Here is a 21,751-nt window from a genome sequence, read left to right on the forward strand (position 1 = left end):
CCGTGTGTCCGGGTTCCGTCAGCGCCGTCCGAGCACCCTGCGGACCTTGCGGCGTGCCCGGTCGGCGAAGGACGGGACCGGTGCGGGAGCCTCGGGCCCCTGGAGGCGTACGACGCGGCCGCGCCGCAGCACGGCGACGGCGAAGGGCGGCGTCTTGGCCTTCGGGGCCGTGGCGGTGACCAGGGCGATCGGGTGCGTGCCGTCGGGGAGCGGAACCCGGTCGGCGAACGACAGGACGCACTCCGCTCCGGCCGTGACGACCGCAGGCAGGGTCTGCGCGGAGGCGCCCTTGCCCACGCGGACCTCGAGCACGAGCCGGCCCTTCGCCCCGGCCGGCGCCACGGGCAGCGGCAGCGCGGCCCGGCCGTCGCCCGGGCGCGGTCCGACGGCGTCACCGGTGCGCGCGGCCAGTTCGGTGCCGAGGCGCCGCAGCCGCTCGTCCATGTCGAGGGCGAGCTGTCCGCCCTTCGTCCAGTAGGGGATCGCGATCCGTGCCGGGCTGCCGACGAGGGCGGGCCCGCAGGCCGCTCCCTGGCCGGGGGCCGCGGCGGTGCCGCCGATACGGGGCTGACGCCCGATACCGAGGAGCTGGAAGAAGGCCCACACGTCGTGCGGGCCGCTCTCCAGCGGCCGGCCGCCCTTGAGCGAGAGCGGGTCGACGCGGAGCGTCCCTGCGGCGACGAGACGGCTGCGTCCCTCGCCGAGCTGCTCCAGCCTGATGTCGAGCTCGCCGTCGGGGAACCACCAGTCCTGGCGGTCGCGGTCCTTGACGATGAACTCCCCGTAGGCGTGGGCGTACGGGTCCTCGACCTCCCAGTCGCCGACGCCTGGGATGTCCTCGAGCAACTCGGGATCGAGCAGCAGCCGGCCGTCCTGCTCCACGAGGACCAGCGGTTCGCCGTCGGGGCGCAGCAGGCTGAGCCGTACGTCCGCCCTCAGCTCGCCGTCCTGCCAGCGGACGGCGTCGACCTCGGTGTGCGCCTTGACCTGCCGGATCCGGTCGGCGAGGGCGATCAGGGAGTCGAGCCGGCCCTCTTCGAGCAGGGTGGCGCGCAGCCGGGTGGCGGCCGCGAAGCCGTCGCGTACGGCGGGTGGGAACTCCTCGACGGCGATCGAGCGCGCCGCCTCGAAGCGGCGCTGCCGCTCCTGCGGTTCCAGGTTCAGCACCTCGCCCTCGCTGACCCGCTGGAGCACCTCCGCGCGGTAGAGGCGGTGCAGCATGCCGTTCTGCCGGTCGCCGGGCTCGGTGCCCTCCTTGACGGTGCGGACGGCGTGGCGGAGGTTGCCGAAGAAGTCGTGGCGGTCGGTGAACATCGACTCGGTGTTGTTGCCGCCGTCCTCCCGCTTGAGCCAGTAGTAGCAGGGGTAGTCGCCGAGGACCGATATGCGCTCCGCCTTCAGATAGGAGGCGATCACGAACGGCATGTCCTCGAGGATCCACGGGCCTTCCGGGAAGCGGATGCCGTGCTCCAGCAGGAATTCCCGGCGGAACATCTTGTGCGGGGTGAGCGTCTCCATGAGCTGGAAGTTGTCGGCCGTGCAGGACTCGACCGTGCGCTTGAAGACGCTCTTGGGCCGGACCATGGTGCTGGTGACCTTGCCGAGCACCACGTCGGACCGGTTCCGGGCGGCCAGCTCGTACATGCGCTCCAGCGCCTGCGGGCCCAGCAGATCGTCGTGGTCGACGAAGTGCACGTACTCGCCGCGGGCCAGCTCGACGCCCACGTTGCGGGGCCTGCCCGGCCAGCCGGAGTTCGCGATCGTCTCGATTCGTACGTGGGGGTGCTCGGCCGCCAGCTTCTCCAGGCGGGTGAGGCTGTCGTCGGTGGAGCCGTCGTCGACGTAGATCACCTCGTAGGCGTCCGGGCCGAGGGACTGGCCGAGCAGCGAGGGCGCGCAGTCGTCGAGGTACTGGCCGCCGTTGAAGACGGGGACGACGACGCTGACCTTGACCACAGGAAACTCCCGAGTGCTGACGATGTGAACGAGCCGTGACCGCGAGGGGAGATCCTACGACGCGAGGCGCCGCGGACCCGGGGCGAGCCGGTGTGGCCGTACCGGCTCGGGACGTGCAGGGCTGGTTTGACCCGCCGGGACGCGGTCCGTAACCTGGACCCTCGGCGTGTTTCCTTCATTGCGCCCACTCCTGAGCACCTCCCTCCCGGTCCGCCGGGAGAGGCCGCTCGTCCATTCGGATCACACGGGCCCCGGCCCGTTCGAACGGCTGGCATCAGGAGTTTCGTCCCGAGCGAGAGAGAGATCCGCGTGTACGCCATCGTGCGCAGCGGTGGTCGCCAGCACAAGGTTGCTGTCGGCGACATCGTTGAAGTTGACAAGATTTCCACTGCCCAGGTTGGCGACACGGTCGAGCTCTCGACCCTGCTCGTTGTCGACGGCGACGCCGTGACCAGCGACCCGTGGGTGCTGGCCGGCATCAAGGTCACGGCCGAGGTCGTGGACCACCACAAGGGCGCGAAGATCGACATCCTTCGCTACAAGAACAAGACCGGCTACCGCCGCCGCCAGGGTCACCGTCAGCAGTACACGGCGATCAAGGTCACCGGCATCCCCGCGGCTGCGAAGTAAGGGACTGAGGAGAGATGGCACACAAGAAGGGCGCATCGTCCACCCGGAACGGTCGCGACTCCAATGCTCAGCGGCTCGGCGTGAAGCGCTTCGGCGGTCAGGTCGTGCTCGCCGGTGAGATCCTGGTCCGCCAGCGCGGTACCCACTTCCACCCCGGCACCGGCGTCGGCCGCGGCGGCGACGACACGCTGTTCGCGCTGCAGCCGGGTGCGGTGGAGTTCGGTACCCACCGTGGCCGCAAGGTCGTGAACATCGTTCCGGTCGCCTGACCGAGACTTTCACGAGGGGCGGACCTCACTTCCCGTACGGGAAGCGGGTCCGCCTTTCGTGTGTTGTAGAGACAGACATTACGTACATCACCCCTCATCACTGGAGGCACTTCCATGACAACCTTCGTGGACCGCGTCGAGCTGCATGTCGCCGCGGGTAACGGAGGCCACGGCTGTGCCTCCGTTCACCGGGAGAAGTTCAAGCCGCTCGGCGGCCCCGACGGCGGCAACGGCGGCCGTGGCGGAGACGTGATCCTGGTCGTCGACCAGTCGGTCACCACACTGCTCGACTACCACCACAGCCCGCACCGCAAGGCCACCAACGGCAAGCCGGGCGAGGGCGGCAACCGCTCCGGCAAGGACGGTCAGGACCTGGTCCTGCCGGTCCCCGACGGCACCGTCGTCCTCGACGGGCAGGGCAACGTCCTCGCCGACCTGGTCGGTCAGGGCACCACCTTCGTGGCCGCGGAGGGCGGCCGCGGCGGCCTCGGCAACGCGGCCCTCGCGTCGGCGCGCCGCAAGGCGCCCGGATTCGCGCTGCTCGGCGTGCCCGGGCAGGCCGGCGACGTGGTGCTGGAGCTCAAGACGGTCGCGGACGTCGCGCTCGTGGGGTACCCCAGCGCCGGCAAGTCGTCGCTGATCTCCGTGCTCAGCGCCGCCAAGCCCAAGATCGCGGACTATCCGTTCACCACGCTCGTGCCGAACCTGGGCGTCGTCACCGCGGGCTCGACCGTCTACACCGTCGCGGACGTCCCCGGCCTCATCCCGGGCGCCAGCCAGGGCCGCGGCCTGGGCCTGGAGTTCCTGCGCCACGTCGAGCGCTGCTCGGTGCTGGTGCACGTCCTGGACACCGCGACGCTGGAGTCCGACCGCGACCCGGTCTCCGACCTCGACGTCATCGAGGAGGAGCTGCGGCAGTACGGCGGCCTCGGCGACCGGCCGCGGATCGTCGTCCTCAACAAGATCGACATCCCGGACGGCCAGGACCTCGCCGACATGATCCGCCCGGACCTGGAGGCACGCGGTTACCGCGTGTTCGAGGTGTCCGCGGTGGCCCACAAGGGTCTGAAGGAGCTGTCCTTCGCGCTGGCCGAGATCATCTCCGAGGCGCGGGCGGCCCGGCCGGTGGAGGAGGCGACCCGGATCGTCATCCGGCCCAAGGCGGTCGACGACGCCGGCTTCACGGTCCGGCAGGAGGAGGACCGCCTCTTCCGCGTGCGCGGCGAGAAGCCGGAGCGCTGGGTGCGGCAGACCGACTTCAGCAACGACGAGGCCGTCGGCTATCTCGCCGACCGGCTCGCCCGCCTCGGCGTCGAGGCGGAGCTGATGAAGGCCGGAGCCCACGCCGGCGACGGAGTGGCCATCGGCCCCGAGGACAACGCGGTCGTCTTCGACTGGGAGCCGACGGTGATGGCGGGCGCGGAGATGCTCGGCCGCCGCGGCGAGGACCACCGCTTCGACGCCCCGCGCCCGGCGGCTCAGCGGCGGCGCGACCGCGACGCGGAGCACGACGAGGCACAGCAGGAGTACGAGGGCTTCAAACCCTTCTAGCCGTCCCCCTGCCGCACCGCCGGCCCTTTCTCGCCGCCCGAGGTGGGACCATGGCCGGATCCGTACGGACGTTCCACTGAAATTGGCCCGGAGATCACCTCCGGGCCAATTCTGTATGCAACCCCCGGCCTCGATTCCCTGTCTCTCTGGAGGAAGGGGGCCGAAGGTGCATCCGTGGTGAAAACCAGGACTCAGCGGTCAAAATCGGTGATGACGCACGTCCTCTTCACTCCTGGGAGCGGTACCGAACGGAGCACTGATGAAGATCTCTTTTCTCATTCACACCATTTACGGCATCGGCGGCACCATCCGCACGACGCTGAATCTGGCTGAGGAGCTGGCGAACCGCCACGAGGTCGAGATCGTCTCCGTCTTCCGTCACCGGGACGAGTCCGCCTTCGCCATCGACCCCCGCATCACCGTCGTGCCGCTGCTCGACATCCGCAAGGACTCCCCGGCGAGCGACCGGGAGGATCCCCGCTTCAGCGAGCCCGCGACGGTCTTCCCCCGCGCGGAGGCGCGCTACAAGGAGTACAGCCGGCTCACCGACGAACGGGTCCGCGAGCACTACGCCACCTGCGACGCGGACATCGTCATCGGCACCCGCCCCGGTCTCACGGCGTACGTCGCCCGGTTCGCCGCTCCCACCGCCGTACGGATCGGGCAGGAGCACATGACGCACCATCACCACAAGGCGGCGCTGCGCGAGGAGATGTACGAACACCTCGACGCCCTCGACGCGTTCGTGACCGTCTCCGAGGGGGACGCGGCGGTGTGGCGGGAGAAGATGCCGCTGCCGACCACCAGAGTCCTGGCCATACCGAACAGCGTTCCGGAGCCGTCACTCGCGCCGTCCGACGGAACCAGCAGGACGATCGTCGCCGCCGGCCGGCTGGCCCCGGAGAAGCAGTACCACGTGCTCCTGGACGCCTTCGTGAAGGTCGTCGCCGTCCACCCCGACTGGGTGCTGCGCATCTACGGATCCGGGGACCAGCGGACCAGGCTGCGCGAGCGGATCGACGCGCTGGGGCTCTACAACAACGCCTACCTCATGGGCGCCCGTTCGCCCATAGAGCCCGAGTGGGTCAAGGGCGCGATCGCGGTGTCCACCTCCCGCCACGAGTCGTTCGGCATGACCGTCGTCGAGGCGATGCGCTGCGGCGTGCCCATGGTCAGCACCGACTGCGACTACGGGCCGCGCGAGATCATCCGCGACGGTGAGGACGGGCTCCTGGTGCCGGTGGGCGACCCGGACGCCGTCGCCGGGGCGCTGCTGCGCCTGATCGAGGACGAGGACCTGCGAGGGCGGATGGGTGCGGCGGCCGTGCGCAGTTCCCGCCGGTTCGACCCGGCCGTCGTCACCAAGCAGTACGAGACGCTCTTCGGCGAACTCGCCGAAGGGGCCGCGCGGCGGGCGGAGTTGCCCGGCATCCCCACCGCCGCGGACTGCGTGGTCGATCCGGACGGCTCCGTCACGCTCACGCTCGCCGCCCCGTTGCCGGAGGGCGCCGGGGGCGGGGTGCGGCTGGTGTGCACGCGCACCGGCGACCCCGACCGCGTACGGACCTTCGACTTCGACGCCACGGGCAGGGCGACCGTCCCGGCCGACGCGGCCTTCGCCGAGGGCCTGTGGGACACGTATGTGGAGCCGGCGGACACCGGCGTACGGGGGCGCATCACCGCACGGGTCGTCGATCAGCGCGGCGCGGTCGGCATCGCCGGACGGCTCGCGCCCGAGGAGACCGTCCGCAACCTCATCCCCTACAAGGACACCGCCAAGGGCGGCGCCCTGATGCTGCGGGCCTGGTGTCGTCCGGTCCACGCGGAGGCCGACGTGGTCGAGGTGGACGGCAGGCGCGTGACGCTGGCCGGTTGCCTCCACGGCCGGGCCGCCGCCTCGGGGGAGCCGGAGCTCGTGCTGCGCCGCCGCGGCAAGCCGAGGGAAGAGATCACCTTCCCCGGCGAGCGGCAGGGCTCAAGGGACTTCCGCTTCACCTTCTCCTCGTCGGTGCCCGCCGCCTCGCAGACCACCTCGCACGATGTGTGGGACGCCTATGTGCGGTACGCGCCGGATGAGAAGCCGGTGAGAATCGGGCGGGTGCTGGACGACGTGGTGCAGAAGAAGGACGTCTTCGTCTATCCGCAGAGCGTCATCTCCAGGAGACGGACGGAGAGTCTGGCGCGGTTCTGGGCCAAGCGGCTCCTGGGCAGGCCCGGGGCCCGGGTGCGGGTGCGGGTCTACTACACCGTCACCAATGACCTGGCGCTGAACGTGGTCGACCTCCCATGACCCGCTCATGGGTGATTCATGCCACTCAGATGTGTGGTGTCGGTCACTCCGGGGTTGCCGTCCATCCCGGTCAATTCCCCTGATCACCGGTGAACAGGAGGTTTATCGGAGCGGTGGCCCGGGCGTCACCCGCCTTGCGGTTCGGTAACGGAGAGTGCAACCATCAGTTTTGTCCCCCAGCCCTCGCAAGGTAGGTCGTCTGTGTCTGTGCAGCACATAGCCAAACCCCGAACCACAGCAGTCGTGCTCGCCGGCGGGACCGGTCAGCGCGTGGGTCTGTCCATCCCCAAGCAGCTGCTGAAGATCGCAGGCAAGGCTGTCATCGAGCACACGCTGTCGATCTTCGAGCGTGCCGACTCCGTCGACGACATCATCGTGTTGATGGCCCCCGGCTATGTGCCGGACGTCGAGAAGATCGTGGCCAAGGCGGGGCTGACCAAGGTCGTCAAGATCATCGAGGGCGGCGCGACGCGGAACGAGACCACCGAGCGCGCCATCGCGGCGCTGGGTGAGGGCCTGGCCGAGGGCGAGGACCGCAACGTGCTGTTCCACGACGCCGTGCGCCCGCTGCTCTCCGACCGGGTCATCAAGGACTGCGTCGACGCGCTGGACCGCTACCAGGCCGTGGACGTCGCCATCCCGTCCGCGGACACGATCATCGTGACCCGGACCCACGGCGAGGACGGCGAGTTCATCACCGACGTCCCGGACCGCTCCCGGCTCCGCCGCGGCCAGACGCCCCAGGCGTTCAAGCTGTCCACGATCCGCAGGGCGTACGAGGTCGCCGCGGGCGACCCGAACTTCCAGGCCACCGACGACTGCTCGGTGGTGCTCAAGTACCTGCCGGACGTGCCGATCTACGTCGTCGCGGGCGACGAGTACAACATGAAGGTCACGCAGCCGGTCGACGTCTTCATCGCGGACAAGCTCTTTCAGCTGGCCTCCACCGCCGCCCCGCGCCAGGCCGACGAGGCCGCCTACCGCGAACTGCTGGCGGGCAAGACCTTCGTCGTCTTCGGCGGCTCGTACGGCATCGGCGCCGACATCGCCAAGCTCGCCGAGTCCTACGGGGCCAAGGTGTACGCGCTGGGCCGCTCCACCACGGGCACCCATGTCGAGAACCCGGAGCACGTCGACGACGCCCTCTCCACGGCGTACGCCGAGAGCGGCCGCATCGACTACGTGGTCAACACCGCGGGCGTCCTGCGCATCGGCAAGCTCGCGGAGACGGACAACGCGGCCATCCAGGAAGCGCTGAACGTCAACTACCTGGCGCCCGTCCAGATCGCCCGGGCGTCGCACAAGTACCTGGCGGAGACCCAGGGACAGCTGCTCCTCTACACCTCCAGCAGCTACACCCGCGGCCGCGCCGAGTACAGCCTGTACTCCTCCACCAAGGCGGCCATGGTGAATCTCACCCAGGCCCTGTCGGACGAGTGGGCCGCGGACGGTGTCCGGGTGAACTGCGTGAATCCGGAGCGCACGGCAACTCCCATGCGCACCAAGGCGTTCGGCGCGGAGCCGGCCGGTTCGCTGCTGTCCTCGGAGGCTGTCGCGCGGACCTCGCTCGACGTGCTGCTCTCCGAACTGACGGGGCACGTCATCGACGTCCGTCAGCAGGACCCGACCCGTGGAGCCTCGGCGGCATCGGGCTTCGAGCAGGCCCTGGCGTCCGTTCTGGACCGCCAGGAGGATGTGTAATAATTTCGGATAATCATTTCTCTGGGCCTCTGTAGTTGCCGCGTTTCGCGCAGCGCTGCGGGGGCCCGAGTTCGTGAAGTCTGGCCTTCACACCTTCTTCGCAAGGTAAAACTGTCGGTTCCCCCAGGAGCAGGTGCTTCGTGATTTCGAAAGCCATTCGCTTGGCCCGCGTGGGTAGCGGATCCGAGCTGGCCGCGGCACTTCTGCTGGTGCTGGGATTCCCGTGTGTCATGCTCGCCGCGATAATTCCCGATCTCTGGTTCTTCGCGGCGGCCGTGGCAGTGACGTATCTGTCCGACCGGTTTCTGCACCAGCGTTCCAGCTATCTGATCAACCGTCTCGCCAAGGTGCGGGCCGGTCTGTCCATCAGGTTCCTGCTGCGGCAGCTGCTGCTCGTGCTGCTCATGGCCCGGATGGGGCTCGCGGACCGGCCGGTCTTCTATGTGACCGTCGCCTGCCTGCTGGTCTTCTACGGCCTGCAGGCGCCGCACGGCGCGATGGTCACGCTGCTGCGGCTGCGCCGCAAGCTGCCGGTCGTCACGCGCAACGTCGACCTCTCGGGATATGTGCGCATCCCCGACGCGCCGCCGCGGCGGCTGCTCGACCGGTCCGCGGAGAAGATGCTCCACCTGGACGTCTTCGCGCTGCTGGGAGTGCTGGCCGCGATCGAGGCGGACACCCCCGGGTTCGCGTACGCGGGCCTGGCGGTCACCCTCGTCCTCGCCGTCGGGTACCTGGCCATGCTCGTGCCGCACCTGCGGCCCAGCAGGCTCGTGCCGCCGGCGGACCGGGTCCTGAAGGGCGTCGACAAGTGGCTGACCGACTACCGGCCGACCGTGATGATGTACTTCTCCGGTTCAGCCGACTCCGCGTACCAGATCAATATGTGGCTGGAGACGATGTCCCGGCTCCAGGGCCGGCCGATCGTCTTCCTGCGTGAGCGCAACATCGTGCCGCAGCTCGGTCCCACGTCGGTGCCGGTGATCTGCGTGCCCGGCAGTGTGCACCTGATGAACCTGGACCTGTCCTCCGTGCGGGTCGCGCTGTACGCCGCCAACGTCGGCAAGAACATCCACATGCTGCGGGTGCCGACCATGAAGCACGTCTTCATCGGCCACGGCGACAGCGACAAGCTCGCCAGCGTCAACCCGTTCAGCAAGGCGTACGACGAGGTCTGGACCGCCGGCCGCGCGGGACGCGACCGGTACGCGCTGGCCGACGTCGGGGTGCGCAGCGAGGACATCGTCGAGGTGGGCCGCCCGCAGCTCGCCCCGATCAAGACGGGCAACGCGAGGACCGGGAACCCCATTCCGACCGTGCTGTACGCCCCCACCTGGGAGGGCTGGGACGACAATCCGGGCAACACCTCCCTGCTGCTGGCCGGCGAGAACATCGTCAGGAAGCTCCTCGAGGCGCCGGAGCCCGTACGGGTCGTCTACAAGCCGCACCCCTTCACCGGCACCCGCAGCGCCAAGGCCAAGGCCGTCGACGCCCGGATCGTCGAGATGATCGAGCGGGCCGCGGCGGCACGCGCCACCGAACCCCGCTGGGCGGAGGAGGCCTCCGCGCACCGCGCGGAGCAGGCCGAGGCGGCCGCCGAGCTGCGGCGCATCGAGGCCCGGCTCGCGGAGCTGACCGTCGGGGCCGGCGAAGGCCAGGACGAGGCGGAGGGCTCGCGCGACTCGCTGCCGGACCCGGCGCGCGAGGCGGAGGCGGCACGGCTGCGGGACGAGTGGAACACCGCGTACTGGCGTTCCTTCGGATGGTGGGAGCACAAGGTCGTCACCGGGCCCGCCCCGCGGTTGTACGACTGCTTCAACGAGTCGGACGGCATGGTCTCCGACATCTCCAGCGTCGTGTCCGACTTCATCGCCAGCGGCAAGCCGTACGCGGTCACCGACTCGGCCGGTCTCGGCAAGGACGAGTTCAAGCGGCAGAACACGGCCGTACGGGCCGCGGTGATCCTCTCCAACAGCGCGGACGAACTCGACGAGTTGCTGGCCGCGGTCGCCGACCCCGCCGCCGACTCCCTCGCCGAGGAGCGCCGGAACCTCAAGGAGTACCTCCTCGGACCGGACGAGCCGACGTCGATGGAGCAGTTCGACACCGCGGTGCAGAACCTGGCCGCGAAGTCACTGGCCCGCAACGCGGGTGTCGCACAGCGGCTGGCCGAGCCCGAGCAGGCGCCCGGTTTCGACGACACGCCTGTGGGCGGCTGAGAGAAGTTCCACCGGCCCGGCGGCCGCCTCCTTCACGGGGGCGGCCGCCGGGCCGCTTCTCTTTCCGGCCGAAATAACCGGATTGTGTCGTTCCGTACAACCTGCGGATCGGTCGGGTTGTCTTGCAGCCAATGAACCAAAACCGAGTAGTTCCTGATGTCACCGTAGTTGTCGGTGCATATGAGGCGATGCCCTACCTCGTGCGCTGTCTGGAGTCCGTGGAGAGCCAGACGCTGGGTCCGGACCGGATCGAGATCGTGGCCGTGAACGACGGCTCGACCGACGGCACCGGCGAGTATCTGGAAGAGTTCGCCGCTCGCTCCAAGGTGGCGACCCGGGTGATCCATCAGGCCAACTCGGGCGGCCCCAGCGGCCCGCGCAACGTGGGGCTGCGGATGGCCCGCGGGCGTTATGTCTTCTTCCTGGACGCGGACGACTTCTTCGGTGACGAGGCGCTGGAGCGCCTGGTCGCGATGGCGGACCGGGCCGGTACCGACGTCGTCCTCGGCCGCCTCAAGGGCGTCGGGCGCAAGGTCGGCTCCTCGATGTTCGCGCGCACCGAGGAGCGGGTGGACGTGCACTCCTCGCGGGTCGTCTTCGCCCTGAGCGCGCAGAAGCTCTTCCGGCGCGAACTGCTGTCCCGGCTGGGACTCGAGTTCGACGAGACGCTGCCCACAGGTGAGGACTCCCTGTTCACCATGGAGGCCTATCTGCGGGGCAACGGCGTCTCCGTCGTGGCCGACTACGACTGCTACCACCTCGTCGCCAGGGACGACGGCAAGCACGCGACGCGGCGCGGGAGTTACCCGCCGCGTTTCCAGGCGCTCACGGCACTGACGGAGCTGATCGTCCGGCTCGAGCCGCCCGGCCCGAAGCGGGACCAGCTGCTGGTCCGGCCGTTCACCGTCGGGCTGCTGCAGCAGTTCGGACCCCATCTCCTCAAGGAGTCGGAGGAGGTGCGCCGGCACAAACTGGAGCTGGCCGCCCCGATGGTCCGGTACTGGTCCAGGGGCGTCGCCGACCGGATCAAGGTCGGCGAGCGGCTGGTCCTCGCCTGCGTGGCCGCGGGCCGTCTCGACATCCTGGCGGACGTGCTCGAGTTCGTCCGGACCAAGCAGGTCCCGGAGGTGGTGACCGGGGACCGCCGGGGCCGGATCTTCCTCGCGTATCCGCACTTCGGGGACCGGCGGAGCGGGATTCCGCGCTCGGCCTACCAGGTCACCGTGCCCGACTGGTCGGGCAGTCGGCGCATCATGCCGACGGTCACTCTTCCTTCACTCGCGCGACGGGCTGTTGGAAGGGCTCGTCGGGATCTGCGGAGGTTGGGCGTCCGCAGGCCCCGCCGACGGCGGGTCAAGCTTGACAATGGGTAAAATCGAGCGGCCGGGGCGATAGCCGCTCGGGAAACAAGACCCAATCGAGGACAGAAATCGTGAAGGCACTCGTACTCTCCGGTGGAGCGGGCACACGCCTGCGCCCCATCACCCACACTTCGGCCAAGCAGCTCGTCCCCGTCGCCAACAAGCCGGTTCTGTTCTACGGCCTGGAGGCGATCGCCGAGGCCGGGATCACCGAGGTCGGTGTGATCGTGGGCGACACCGCCGAAGAGATTCGCGAAGCCGTCGGCGACGGTTCCCAGTTCGGGATCAAGGTCACCTACATCCCGCAGGACCAGCCGCTGGGCCTCGCGCACGCCGTGCTGATCGCCCAGGACTTCCTCGGCGACGACGACTTCGTGATGTACCTCGGCGACAACTTCATCGTCGGCGGCATCAGCGGTCTGGTCGACGAGTTCCGCGCCGAGCGCCCGGACGCCCAGATCCTGCTCACCAGGGTGCCCAACCCGACGTCCTTCGGTGTCGCCGAGCTGGACGGCGCCGGGCGCGTCGTGGGGCTGGAGGAGAAGCCGAAGGAGCCCAAGAGCGACCTGGCGCTGGTCGGTGTCTACCTCTTCACCCCGGCCGTGCACGAGGCGGTGCGCTCCATCGAGCCGTCCTGGCGCGGCGAGCTGGAGATCACGCACGCCATCCAGTGGCTCATCGACCAGCAGCGCGACGTCCGTTCCACGACGATCGCCGGCTACTGGAAGGACACCGGCAACGTCACCGACATGCTGGAGGTCAACCGCTCGGTGCTGGAGGGCGTCGAGCCGGTCGTCGAGGGCACGGTCGACGAGAGCAGCGAGATCATCGGCCGGGTCAGGATCGAGGCGGGCGCCGAGGTGTCCGGCAGCCGTATCGTGGGTCCGGCGATCATCGGTGCCGGCACCGTGATCAGCGACGCCTACGTCGGCCCGTTCACCTCGGTCTCCGAGGGGTGCCGGATCGAGGACAGCGAGATCGAGTACTCCATCGTGCTGCGCGGCTCCTCGATCACCGGTGTGCGCCGCGTGGAGGCGTCGCTCATCGGCCGTGATGTCGTCGTGACGCCCGCCCCCCGCAACCCGTCCGCCCACCGGCTCGTGCTCGGTGACCACAGCAAGGTGCAGATCTCCTCATGACCACGAAGATCCTGGTGACCGGCGGAGCCGGCTTCATCGGCTCCCACTACGTCCGCACCGTCCTCGGCCCGGAGGGTCCCGGTGACGTCGCCGTCACCGTGCTCGACAAGCTGACGTACGCGGGCAACCCGGCCAACCTCGACGAGGTCCGTGAGCACCCCGGCTTCGCCTTCGTGCAGGGCGACATCTGCGACCCCGAGCTGGTCGGCAAGCTGATGGCCGAGCACGACCAGGTGGTGCACTTCGCGGCCGAGTCGCACGTGGACCGCTCCATCGACGGCGGCGCCGAGTTCGTCCGCACCAACGTCGTGGGCACCCACACCCTGATCGACGCCGCGCACCGCGCGGGCGTGCAGACCTTCGTGCACATCTCCACCGACGAGGTCTACGGCTCGATCGACGAGGGCTCCTGGCCGGAGACCCACCCGCTGGAGCCGAACTCCCCGTACTCCTCGGCCAAGGCGTCCAGCGACCTGATCGCCCTGTCGTACCACCGCACCCACGGCCTCGACGTGCGCGTGACCCGGTGCTCCAACAACTACGGGCACCACCACTTCCCCGAGAAGGTCATCCCGCTGTTCATCACGAACCTGCTGGACGGCAAGAAGGTCCCGCTGTACGGCGACGGCGGCAACGTACGCGACTGGCTGCACATCGACGACCACGTCCAGGGCATCGAGCTGGTCCGCACCAAGGGCCGAGCGGGCGAGGTCTACAACATCGGCGGCGGCACCGAGCTCTCCAACAAGGAACTCACCGGACTGCTGCTCGAGGCGTGCGGCGCCGACTGGGACACCAGTGTCGAGTACGTCACCGACCGCAAGGGCCACGACCGCCGCTACTCGGTCGACTGCGGCAAGATCCGTGAGGAGCTCGGCTACGAGCCCCGCAAGGACTTCGCCAAGGGCCTCGCGGAGACGGTGCAGTGGTACCGCGAGAACCGCGCCTGGTGGGAGCCCCTGAAGGAGCGTGCGGCGCTGTGAGCGCGTGGCTCGTGACCGGCGCCGGCGGGATGCTGGCACCGGACGTCCTGGAGCGGCTGGCGGCCGACGGCATCGAGGCAGTCGCCGCCGGCCGGGCCGACCTGGACATCACCGACGCGGAGTCGGTCCGCGCGGCCATGGCCGAGCACCGGCCGGCCGTCGTCGTCAACTGCGCCGCGTGGACGGACGTCGACGGCGCGGAGACCCAGGAGGAGGCCGCCCTCGCGGTCAACGGCACCGGTCCCCGGGTGCTGGCCGAGGCGTGCAAGGAGGCGGGAGCGGCCCTGCTCCACGTCTCCACGGACTACGTCTTCGCCGGCGACGGCACCGAGCCCTACGCCGAGGACGGCCCCACCGGGCCCCGCAGCGCGTACGGGCGCACCAAGCTGGCGGGCGAGCGGGCCGTGCTGGAGCTGCTTCCCGACACGGGCCATGTGGTCCGGACGGCGTGGCTGTACGGCGCGGGCGGCGGCAACTTCGTCCGCACCATGATCAAGCTGGAAGCGGTCAAGGACACCCTCGACGTCGTCGACGACCAGCGGGGCCAGCCCACCTGGACCGCCGATCTGGCCGACCGGCTGGTGCGGCTCGGAAAGGGCGCGCTGGACGGCACCGTCAAGGCGGGCGTCCACCACGGCACCAGCAGTGGTGAGACGACCTGGTTCGGGTTCACCCGGGAGATCTTCCGGCTGCTCGGCGCGGATCCCGAGCGGGTGCGGCCGACGACGAGCGCGGCCTTCGTCCGGCCCGCGCCCCGGCCCTCGTACAGCGTGCTGGGGCACGAGGGATGGCGGGAAACCGGCATCGAGCCCATCCGCGACTGGCGCGAGGCGCTCGCGGAGGCGTTTCCCGCGCTGGTCGCGGCGGAGCGCGGGAGCGACACACTCGACGTTACCCGTCGGTAGACGTTTACCTGCAGACCAGATACCGGCTAACTTCGCTGGGAATCAATCAAGTTGAGATTCCCAGCGAAGGACCCACAAGGTGGACCGCCACAACTTCCTGCGCCATCTGCACCGTGTCTGCAAACCCCGGAATTATCTGGAGATCGGGGTCAACGACGGTCGCAGCCTGGCGCTGTCCCGTGTACCGTCCGTCGCCGTCGACCCCGCATTCCGGGTCGTGACGGATCTCAGTTGCGATGTCCATCTGGTCCGGGCCACCAGTGACGACTTCTTCGCGCGCAAGGACCCGCTCCTGCATCTGCGGAACGGCCGGAATCCTTTCCGCGCGCTCGCGCGCAAGGACCCGATGAACCTTCTCGGCGGGGATCCGAAGCTAGAGCTCGCGTTCATCGACGGAATGCACCTCTTCGAATTCGCGCTCCGCGACTTCATGAACGTCGAAAAGCATTCCCGGTGGTCGAGCGTCATCGTCCTCGACGACATGCTGCCGCGCGATGTCGACGAGGCCGCCCGTGACCGTCATACGAAATTCTGGGCGGGCGACGTCTACAAGGTCGCCGAGGTGCTCCGCAAGCACCGCCCGGATCTCGTGGTCGTCGAGGTGGACACCGAGCCGACCGGCGTGGTCTGCGTCTTCGGCGCCGACCCGGACAGCACGGTGCTGAAGAACGGGTACGACAAGATCATTGAGGAGTACGTCGTCCCCGACCCGCAGAACGTGCCCCAGGAGGTGCTGGTCCGCAAGAACGCGGTCCAGCCCGAGGCGCTGCTGGGCGCGGACTTCTGGCCCGCCCTGGTCCGGGCCCGTACGCTGCGGCGTCCCCGCTCGGCCTTCGCCCCGGTGCGCCGCGGCATCGAGGCCGTCAGGGGCTGACCGCCCGCCTGACACACTCCGCAGCACAGCGTGAAGCCCCCGGGACCGTCGACGGTCCCGGGGGCTTCACGCTGTGCTGCGCGCGGTGCTCAGCCGCGCTCGCGCAGCTGCGCGTAGTACGCCTGGCACTCCTCGTACGACGGCAGCAGGCCCTGCGCCTCGGCCTCGGCGAGCGTCGGCGCCGCCTCGTCCTTCTCGGACAGGAGCGGCGTGATGCCCTCGGGCCACTCGATGCCGATCCCGGGGTCGAGCGGGTTGATGCCGTGCTCGCGGCCGGGGGAGTAGCCCTCGGAGCAGAGGTAGACCACGGTCGCGTCGTCGGTCAGCGCCATGAAGGCGTGCCCGAGACCCTCCGACAGATAGACGGAGCTGTGGTCGGTGTCGTCGAGGCGTACCGCCTCCCACTTCCCGAAGGTCGGCGAGCCGACCCGGATGTCGACGATCACGTCCAGCACCGCGCCGCGCACGCACTTGACGTACTTGGCCTGGCTCGGCGGCACGTCGGCGAAGTGGATGCCGCGCAGCGTGCCGCGGCTCGACACCGAGCAGTTCGCCTGGGCGAGGCTCAGGCTGTGCCCGGCCGCCTCGGCGAACTCCGGTCCCTTGAACCACTCGTGGAAGCTGCCCCGGCTGTCCGGGAAGACCTTCGGCTCATGCACCCAGGCTCCGGAGATGGAGAGCTGCCGCATGGGATCACATCCTTGTTCTGTTGCTGGGGGAAGTGCGGGGGCTTCGGCGGGCGGGTCAGCCGGTCAGCCGGGCGGCGAGACGGCGGACCTTCTTGCGTGCCGAGGGGGGCAGCCTGCGCACGATGGGGCGGGCCACGCCCAGCAGCCGCCGCAGGCGGCGGCCCCGTCTCAGGGTGGCCAGCTCCCTGGTCAGGGCGGCATCGGCCTGCGGCAGGCTGTCGTCGAGCCGGAGGCGTCCGCCGGCATCGACGCTCACGCCGCACAGCGGGGTCAGCGGGCCCTTGTCGCCGTCCAGCCGTGCCGACAGCTGCCACTGCCCCGCCGGAGCGCCCGGCATACGCTGCGGCACCGTCAGATGGGCGCGGGCCTTCACCGGACGGATGGCGGCCGGGACGGAGTGCACGACCTTCGCCGCACCGGCCGTCTCCTGCGCGGCCTCGTCACCGGTGGCCGGCTCGTTCAGCACCAGCGCCGCCTTGCCGGCGGCGGACTTGCCGGTGGTGAACACCTCGAGGCGCAGCTCGGTCTGCCCGGCGGCGACCCGCAGGACGGGGCGGCCCTCCAGGTAGGTGGCCATCTTCTTGGCGCGGCGGGCCACATCGAGGGTCAGGTTCCCGTGCGGCTCGGTGAAGTACGGGATCACCGGGCGGGCGGGGGACGAGAGCAGCGCGGGCAGGCACTTGGCGTCGACGTGCTCGGCGCGGTCGGCGCCGAGGCGGGCCTTGCGGACGACACCGAGGCCGCGCAGTGGTACCCACACGTCCCAGAAACCGCGCGAGACCCTGCCGCGGCCGGGGCCTCCCTCCGAGGACAGGTGGCCGGTGCCGCGCAGGAGGACCCGGCAGACGCCGTCGCCCAGCTCGTCGAGCTCGGTGGTGAAGGTCGCGGGGCAGGACCACTCGACGGCGGTCTCGCGGTTGCGCAGCGACATCTCGGCCTTGAAGCTGTCCAGGTCGTCGGTGACGTCGACGAGCGAGTCGTCGTCGACGACGCCGCTGGTCACCTCGGGGTGGACGTACAGCCGGTCGTCGCGGCGCAGCAGCGTGAGGGGCTTCTGGTCGTCGCCGTACACGAGCTGGCCGGTGACCTTGACGCGGATCCGGCCGTCGGGCTCCCAGTCGAAGTCCTCCAGCCGGGCAGCCGCCTTGATCGAGGCGGCGAGGCGGGCGAGGCGCACCAGACCCTGCTGGTCGTTCGCCTCCAGCAGCCGGGCACGCAGCCGCAGCAGCGGGCCGAGGCCCTTGATAACGCCCTCGCCCATGAAGTCCTCGGCGAGCGGGCGGACCGCCTGCACCATCTCGTCGAGGTACTCGGCGTCGTACTTCACCACGGCCGGCTCGCTGAGGCGGCCGAGCATCTCCACGCGGAAGAAGCGGCGCAGCAGCTGGTCACGGAAGTCGCCGGGCTCCGTGTTGGCGACCACGACGTCGAGGACCTCGCGGAGGTTGCCGTAGTAGCCGGACGGCACGATCTTCGCGGAGCCCGCGTTCTGCCCGTCGTCGCGGCGGGAGTAGTAGTAGCAGGTGTACGTGCCCAGGATGGAGACGACCTTGGCCGGGAAGTACGCCTGCATCATGTACAGCTGGTCCTCGAGGCGCCGCTTGCCCTCGGGGTAGGCGATCTTGTTCTCGCGCAGGAACTCCGTGCGGAACATCTTGTGCGGGGTGAGGCTGTCGTACAGCGGGGCGTCCTTCAGCGAGCACTTCTCGCGGTCCTTCTTGAAGACGCCGTGCGGCACGCCGCGGAAGTTGCTGGCCACCTTGCCGATGACGATGTCCGAGCCGTTGCGGTGCCCCATGTCGTAGAGGCGGCGCAGCGCGTCGGAGGCCAGGTAGTCGTCCTGGTCGACGAACTGGACGTACTCGCCCTTCGCCTCACCGACGCCGATGTTCCGGGGCTTGCCGGGCCATCCCGAGTTCGGGATGTGGATCACACGGAAGTGGGGGTGCTCCTTGGCCAGGTTGTCGAGGCGCTCCGCAGTGTCGTCGGTCGATCCGTCGTTGACGAACAGCACCTCGAACTCGTCCGCCGGAAGGGTCTGGCGGACCAGAGAATCGATGCAGGGATCGATGTACTTGCCCGGGTTGTAGACCGGGATGACGACACTGACTTTGGTTGACACAACTGTGCCCCATCTCTCGTGGGAACCCTGGCGCGAAGTGGGGTGGGAGCCGGCCGGCCCGGTACGGGGCACAGGCCGCCGTCCGCTCTTGAGGGACGGGCCACCGTCCTGCCGCACTCTATCGGTTGACGGTGTCCAGCCGTTCGGCCGCATGCTCGTGACATTCCGGTGACATCCGAGCGCCGCGAGATCACGGGCGACCGGCGGAGCCGGCGGTCCGACCGTCATGGCCGGGAACGCGTGACGTCCCTTACTTTGCTTTGACTCGAATGTCAGCAGCCGGACAGACTGACGGCTCCGCCCGGTCTCCTGCTGGCGGTTCCGCTCGGTCTCATGGGGGAACACCATCATCCGGCTCATCCGTAGCAGCGCCCGTGGCCTGCCCTGGACGCGCGGTTCGGTCGCCGACTGCTTCTCTGGGCGGGACAACAGTCTCGGAGTGCTCAGACTGTCCCTGGCCATGGCCGTCGTGGTCTCGCACGCGAGAGTCCTCGGCTTCGGCGAGAAGGAATTCGGTCACCACTTCAGCCACGGCCAGACCGACCTCGGCAAGTTCGCCGTCTACGGCTTCTTCGTCCTCTCCGGCATCCTCGTGACGCGCAGCGGCAAGCGACTGCCCCTGGGACGCTTCATGTGGCACCGGGCGCTGCGGCTCCTTCCGGGGCTGTGGGTCTGCCTCACTGTCACCGCCTTCGTGGTGGCCCCGTTCCTGTACTGGCGCCAGCAGCACGGTCTGGACGGCTTCCTCGGACACGCCGCCGGCCCCCTGGACTATCTGCGGGCCAACTGGGCCGTCGCCCTGCGGCAGCGCGACATCTCCGGAGTGATGGCGGCGGCCGGCGACGACGGGCTCGCGCACAGCCCGAGCTTCGACGCCGCCCTCTGGTCGCTGCGCTACGAAGTGCTCTGCTACGTCGGCGTGGCCCTGCTGGCGGTGACCGGCGCTCTGACCAGGGCCCGCCGGGTCGTCGTGCTGATCACCGTCCTCCTGGGATGGCTCGTGGTCCGGCAGTCCATGGACGTCGCCCACTGGGCCGGCTTCGACGACTCCTCGTACTACCACAGCGTCGTGCTGGTCCCGGCCATGGGCCGGTTCGACCCCGACGTCATCGTGCACCTCGGCTTCGTCTTCGCCCTGGGGGCGCTGATCGAGCTCTACCGCGAGCGCATCCCGGTCAGCGACCTGCTGGGCATCGGCTCCGCGCTGGTGCTGCTCGGCAGCCTGCGCTTCGGCTACCTCTACACCGTGGGGCTGCCCGCCTACGCGTATCTGCTGCTGTGGCTCGCGATCCGGCTGCCCGCTCCGTTCCGCCGCATCGGGGCCAAGCACGACTACTCGTACGGCATCTACATCTACGGATTCGTGGTGCAGCAGGCGCTGGCCGTCCTCGGGCTCGCCCGCTACGGCTTCTGGGCCTACCTCGCCATGTCGGTGGCCGGCACGCTGATGGCCGCCGTGCTCTCGTGGCACCTCGTGGAACGCCCCGCGATGCGGCTCAAGGACCTCGGCCGCTCCCGCCCGGGGAGGACGCCCGCCGCGCAGGGGCGGGCCCGGTCGGCGGACGGACGACAGGCAGGCCGGGACGCGGACAAGGAACTCGTCGACAGCGGCAGCCGCAGCACGACCTGACCGCCGCCTCCGCCCGTCGGCCGCTCCCCGGCGGGTGCCGGCCGGCACCTGAACGGCCCGGCTGTCCAGCGGACGGAATGCGCGCGCGCACGGTGCGCGTGCTGGCATACATTCGGCGTTGTGACAGAGGCGAGGCAGAGCGTGGCAGGACAGGCCGCAGGGCAGGCGGAAGCGCGGCGGACGGCCGTGGTGCGGGAGCAGGTGACCGGGGCCCGCAGGATCGTCGTGAAGGTCGGCTCGTCGTCGCTGACCACCGCCTCCGGCGGGCTGGACGCGGACCGGGTGGACGCCCTCGTCGACGTACTCGCCAAGATCCGCAGTGGCGGCGAGAAGGAGATAGTGCTCGTCTCCTCCGGCGCCATCGCCGCTGGACTGGCGCCGCTGGGCCTGGCCCGCCGTCCCAAGGACCTGGCCCGGCAGCAGGCCGCCGCCAGCGTCGGCCAGGGGCTGCTCGTCGCCCGCTACACCGCCTCCTTCGCCCGCTACGGCGTCCGCGTCGGCCAGGTCCTTCTCACCGGCGACGACACCAGCCGCCGTGCCCACTACCGCAACGCCTACCGGACCCTGGACCAGCTGCTGGCCATGGGCGCGGTCCCGGTCGTCAACGAGAACGACACCGTCGCCACCGACGAGATCCGCTTCGGCGACAACGACCGGCTCGCCGCGCTCGTCGCCCACCTCGTACGGGCCGACCTGCTGGTCCTGCTCTCCGACGTCGACGGACTCTACGACGGGGACCCGGCGCTGCCCGCCAGCTCCCGCATCGAGGAGGTGCACGGCCCCGAGGACATCGCCCATGTGCAGATCGGCAGCGCGGGCAAGGCCGGCGTCGGCACCGGCGGCATGGTCACCAAGGTCGAGGCGGCCCGGATCGCCGCCGCAGCCGGTGTCCCCGTGGTCCTCACCTCGGCGAGCCGCGCGGCCGACGCGCTCTCCGGCCGTGCGACGGGCACGTACTTCCACGCGACCGGCCGCCGGTCCGCCGACCGGCTCCTGTGGCTGGCGCACGCCTCGGCCCCGCAGGGCTCGCTGACGCTCGACGACGGAGCCGTACGGGCCGTGGTGGTGGGCAGGAAGTCGCTGCTGCCCGCCGGTATCGCCGCGGTGGACGGCGAGTTCAGCGCCGGGGACCCGGTGGAGCTGCGTGACGCCTCCGGCCGGGCGGTGGCCCGCGGACTGGTCAACTTCGACGCCAAGGAGATCCCGCAGCTGCTCGGGCGCTCCACCAAGGAGCTGGCGAAGGAACTCGGCCCGGAGTACGAGCGGGAAGTCGTACACAGGGACGATCTCGTCGTCCTCCAGTCCTGAAAAAGCGGAAAGTCCGGCCATCAGCCACAGACCTTTGCCAAAACCGCCACACGGCCCGCCGTGGGCTGGTCAACTTTGTTGCGGGGACGGGGATCGGCTCGACGACCAAGCACGACGCAGCAAC

General features: G+C 69.9%; 16 protein-coding genes. 13 read left to right on the forward strand and 3 right to left on the reverse strand.

The window, feature by feature from the left end; translation table 11 throughout:
* Positions 1-18: 18 nt before the first annotated feature.
* Entirely contained in the window at positions 19-1,956 is a 1,938-nt protein-coding gene (locus ACFYOP_RS01840) for a glycosyltransferase (protein ID WP_356889838.1), read from the reverse strand.
* A gap of 309 nt (positions 1,957-2,265) precedes the next feature.
* Here ACFYOP_RS01840 and rplU point away from each other — a divergent pair, with 309 nt between their 5' ends.
* The 11 genes from rplU (at position 2,266) to ACFYOP_RS01895 (ending at position 15,878) form a co-directional block, all read left to right on the forward strand.
* Positions 2,266-2,586, forward strand: coding sequence for a 50S ribosomal protein L21 (gene rplU, locus ACFYOP_RS01845; RefSeq protein WP_147986440.1), 321 nt, complete (start codon positions 2,266-2,268; stop codon positions 2,584-2,586).
* A 14-nt stretch (positions 2,587-2,600) separates the two neighbouring features.
* Positions 2,601-2,855, forward strand: coding sequence for a 50S ribosomal protein L27 (gene rpmA, locus ACFYOP_RS01850; RefSeq protein WP_215095789.1), 255 nt, complete (start codon positions 2,601-2,603; stop codon positions 2,853-2,855).
* A gap of 114 nt (positions 2,856-2,969) precedes the next feature.
* The gene (gene obgE, locus ACFYOP_RS01855) at positions 2,970-4,406 is read left to right on the forward strand and encodes a GTPase ObgE (protein ID WP_356889841.1); all 1,437 of its coding nucleotides are present in this window, start codon (positions 2,970-2,972) and stop codon (positions 4,404-4,406) included.
* Positions 4,407-4,665: 259 nt separating this feature from the next.
* Positions 4,666-6,696 carry a glycosyltransferase family 4 protein gene (locus tag ACFYOP_RS01860; RefSeq protein WP_356889843.1) on the forward strand — a complete coding sequence of 677 codons (2,031 nt, stop codon included), beginning with the start codon at positions 4,666-4,668 and terminating at the stop codon, positions 6,694-6,696.
* Between the two features lie 201 nt (positions 6,697-6,897).
* Positions 6,898-8,397, forward strand: a complete 1,500-nt coding sequence (locus tag ACFYOP_RS01865) for a bifunctional cytidylyltransferase/SDR family oxidoreductase (RefSeq protein WP_356889845.1) — start codon at positions 6,898-6,900, stop codon at positions 8,395-8,397.
* A gap of 140 nt (positions 8,398-8,537) precedes the next feature.
* A complete protein-coding gene (locus ACFYOP_RS01870; protein ID WP_356889847.1) occupies positions 8,538-10,616 on the forward strand; it encodes a hypothetical protein in 2,079 nt (692 codons plus the stop codon).
* Between the two features lie 131 nt (positions 10,617-10,747).
* Entirely contained in the window at positions 10,748-11,989 is a 1,242-nt protein-coding gene (locus ACFYOP_RS01875; protein ID WP_356889849.1) for a glycosyltransferase family 2 protein, read from the forward strand.
* Between the two features lie 59 nt (positions 11,990-12,048).
* Positions 12,049-13,116 carry a glucose-1-phosphate thymidylyltransferase gene (locus tag ACFYOP_RS01880; RefSeq protein ID WP_356889851.1) on the forward strand — a complete coding sequence of 356 codons (1,068 nt, stop codon included), beginning with the start codon at positions 12,049-12,051 and terminating at the stop codon, positions 13,114-13,116.
* The gene (gene rfbB, locus ACFYOP_RS01885) at positions 13,113-14,099 is read left to right on the forward strand and encodes a dTDP-glucose 4,6-dehydratase (RefSeq protein WP_356889853.1); all 987 of its coding nucleotides are present in this window, start codon (positions 13,113-13,115) and stop codon (positions 14,097-14,099) included. The genes ACFYOP_RS01880 and rfbB overlap by 4 nt, the downstream gene beginning before the upstream one ends.
* Positions 14,100-14,128: 29 nt before the next feature.
* Positions 14,129-15,004 (forward strand): dTDP-4-dehydrorhamnose reductase, encoded by an 876-nt coding sequence (gene rfbD, locus ACFYOP_RS01890; protein ID WP_388450698.1) that lies wholly within the window; start codon positions 14,129-14,131, stop codon positions 15,002-15,004.
* Positions 15,005-15,083: 79 nt separating this feature from the next.
* On the forward strand, positions 15,084-15,878 hold the full coding sequence (locus ACFYOP_RS01895) for a class I SAM-dependent methyltransferase (protein WP_356889857.1): 795 nt from the start codon (positions 15,084-15,086) through the stop codon (positions 15,876-15,878).
* Between the two features lie 89 nt (positions 15,879-15,967).
* Here the strand turns inward: ACFYOP_RS01895 and rfbC are convergent, their stop codons facing one another.
* Complete coding sequence (gene rfbC / locus ACFYOP_RS01900) at positions 15,968-16,567, reverse strand: dTDP-4-dehydrorhamnose 3,5-epimerase (protein WP_356889858.1); 600 nt, start codon at positions 16,565-16,567, stop codon at positions 15,968-15,970.
* Positions 16,568-16,622: 55 nt separating this feature from the next.
* The gene (locus ACFYOP_RS01905) at positions 16,623-18,689 is read right to left on the reverse strand and encodes a glycosyltransferase family 2 protein (RefSeq protein ID WP_356889860.1); all 2,067 of its coding nucleotides are present in this window, start codon (positions 18,687-18,689) and stop codon (positions 16,623-16,625) included.
* Positions 18,690-19,128: 439 nt separating this feature from the next.
* Here ACFYOP_RS01905 and ACFYOP_RS01910 point away from each other — a divergent pair, with 439 nt between their 5' ends.
* Positions 19,129-20,319, forward strand: coding sequence for an acyltransferase (locus ACFYOP_RS01910; RefSeq protein ID WP_356889862.1), 1,191 nt, complete (start codon positions 19,129-19,131; stop codon positions 20,317-20,319).
* A 201-nt stretch (positions 20,320-20,520) separates the two neighbouring features.
* Positions 20,521-21,627: a glutamate 5-kinase gene (gene proB / locus ACFYOP_RS01915; protein WP_356890245.1), complete on the forward strand. Its 1,107-nt coding sequence runs from the start codon at positions 20,521-20,523 to the stop codon at positions 21,625-21,627.
* The last annotated feature ends 124 nt before the right edge of the window (positions 21,628-21,751 follow it).

Origin of the sequence: Streptomyces sp. NPDC006294, from assembly GCF_042870895.1 — a bacterium.
GTDB lineage: Bacteria > Actinomycetota > Actinomycetes > Streptomycetales > Streptomycetaceae > Streptomyces.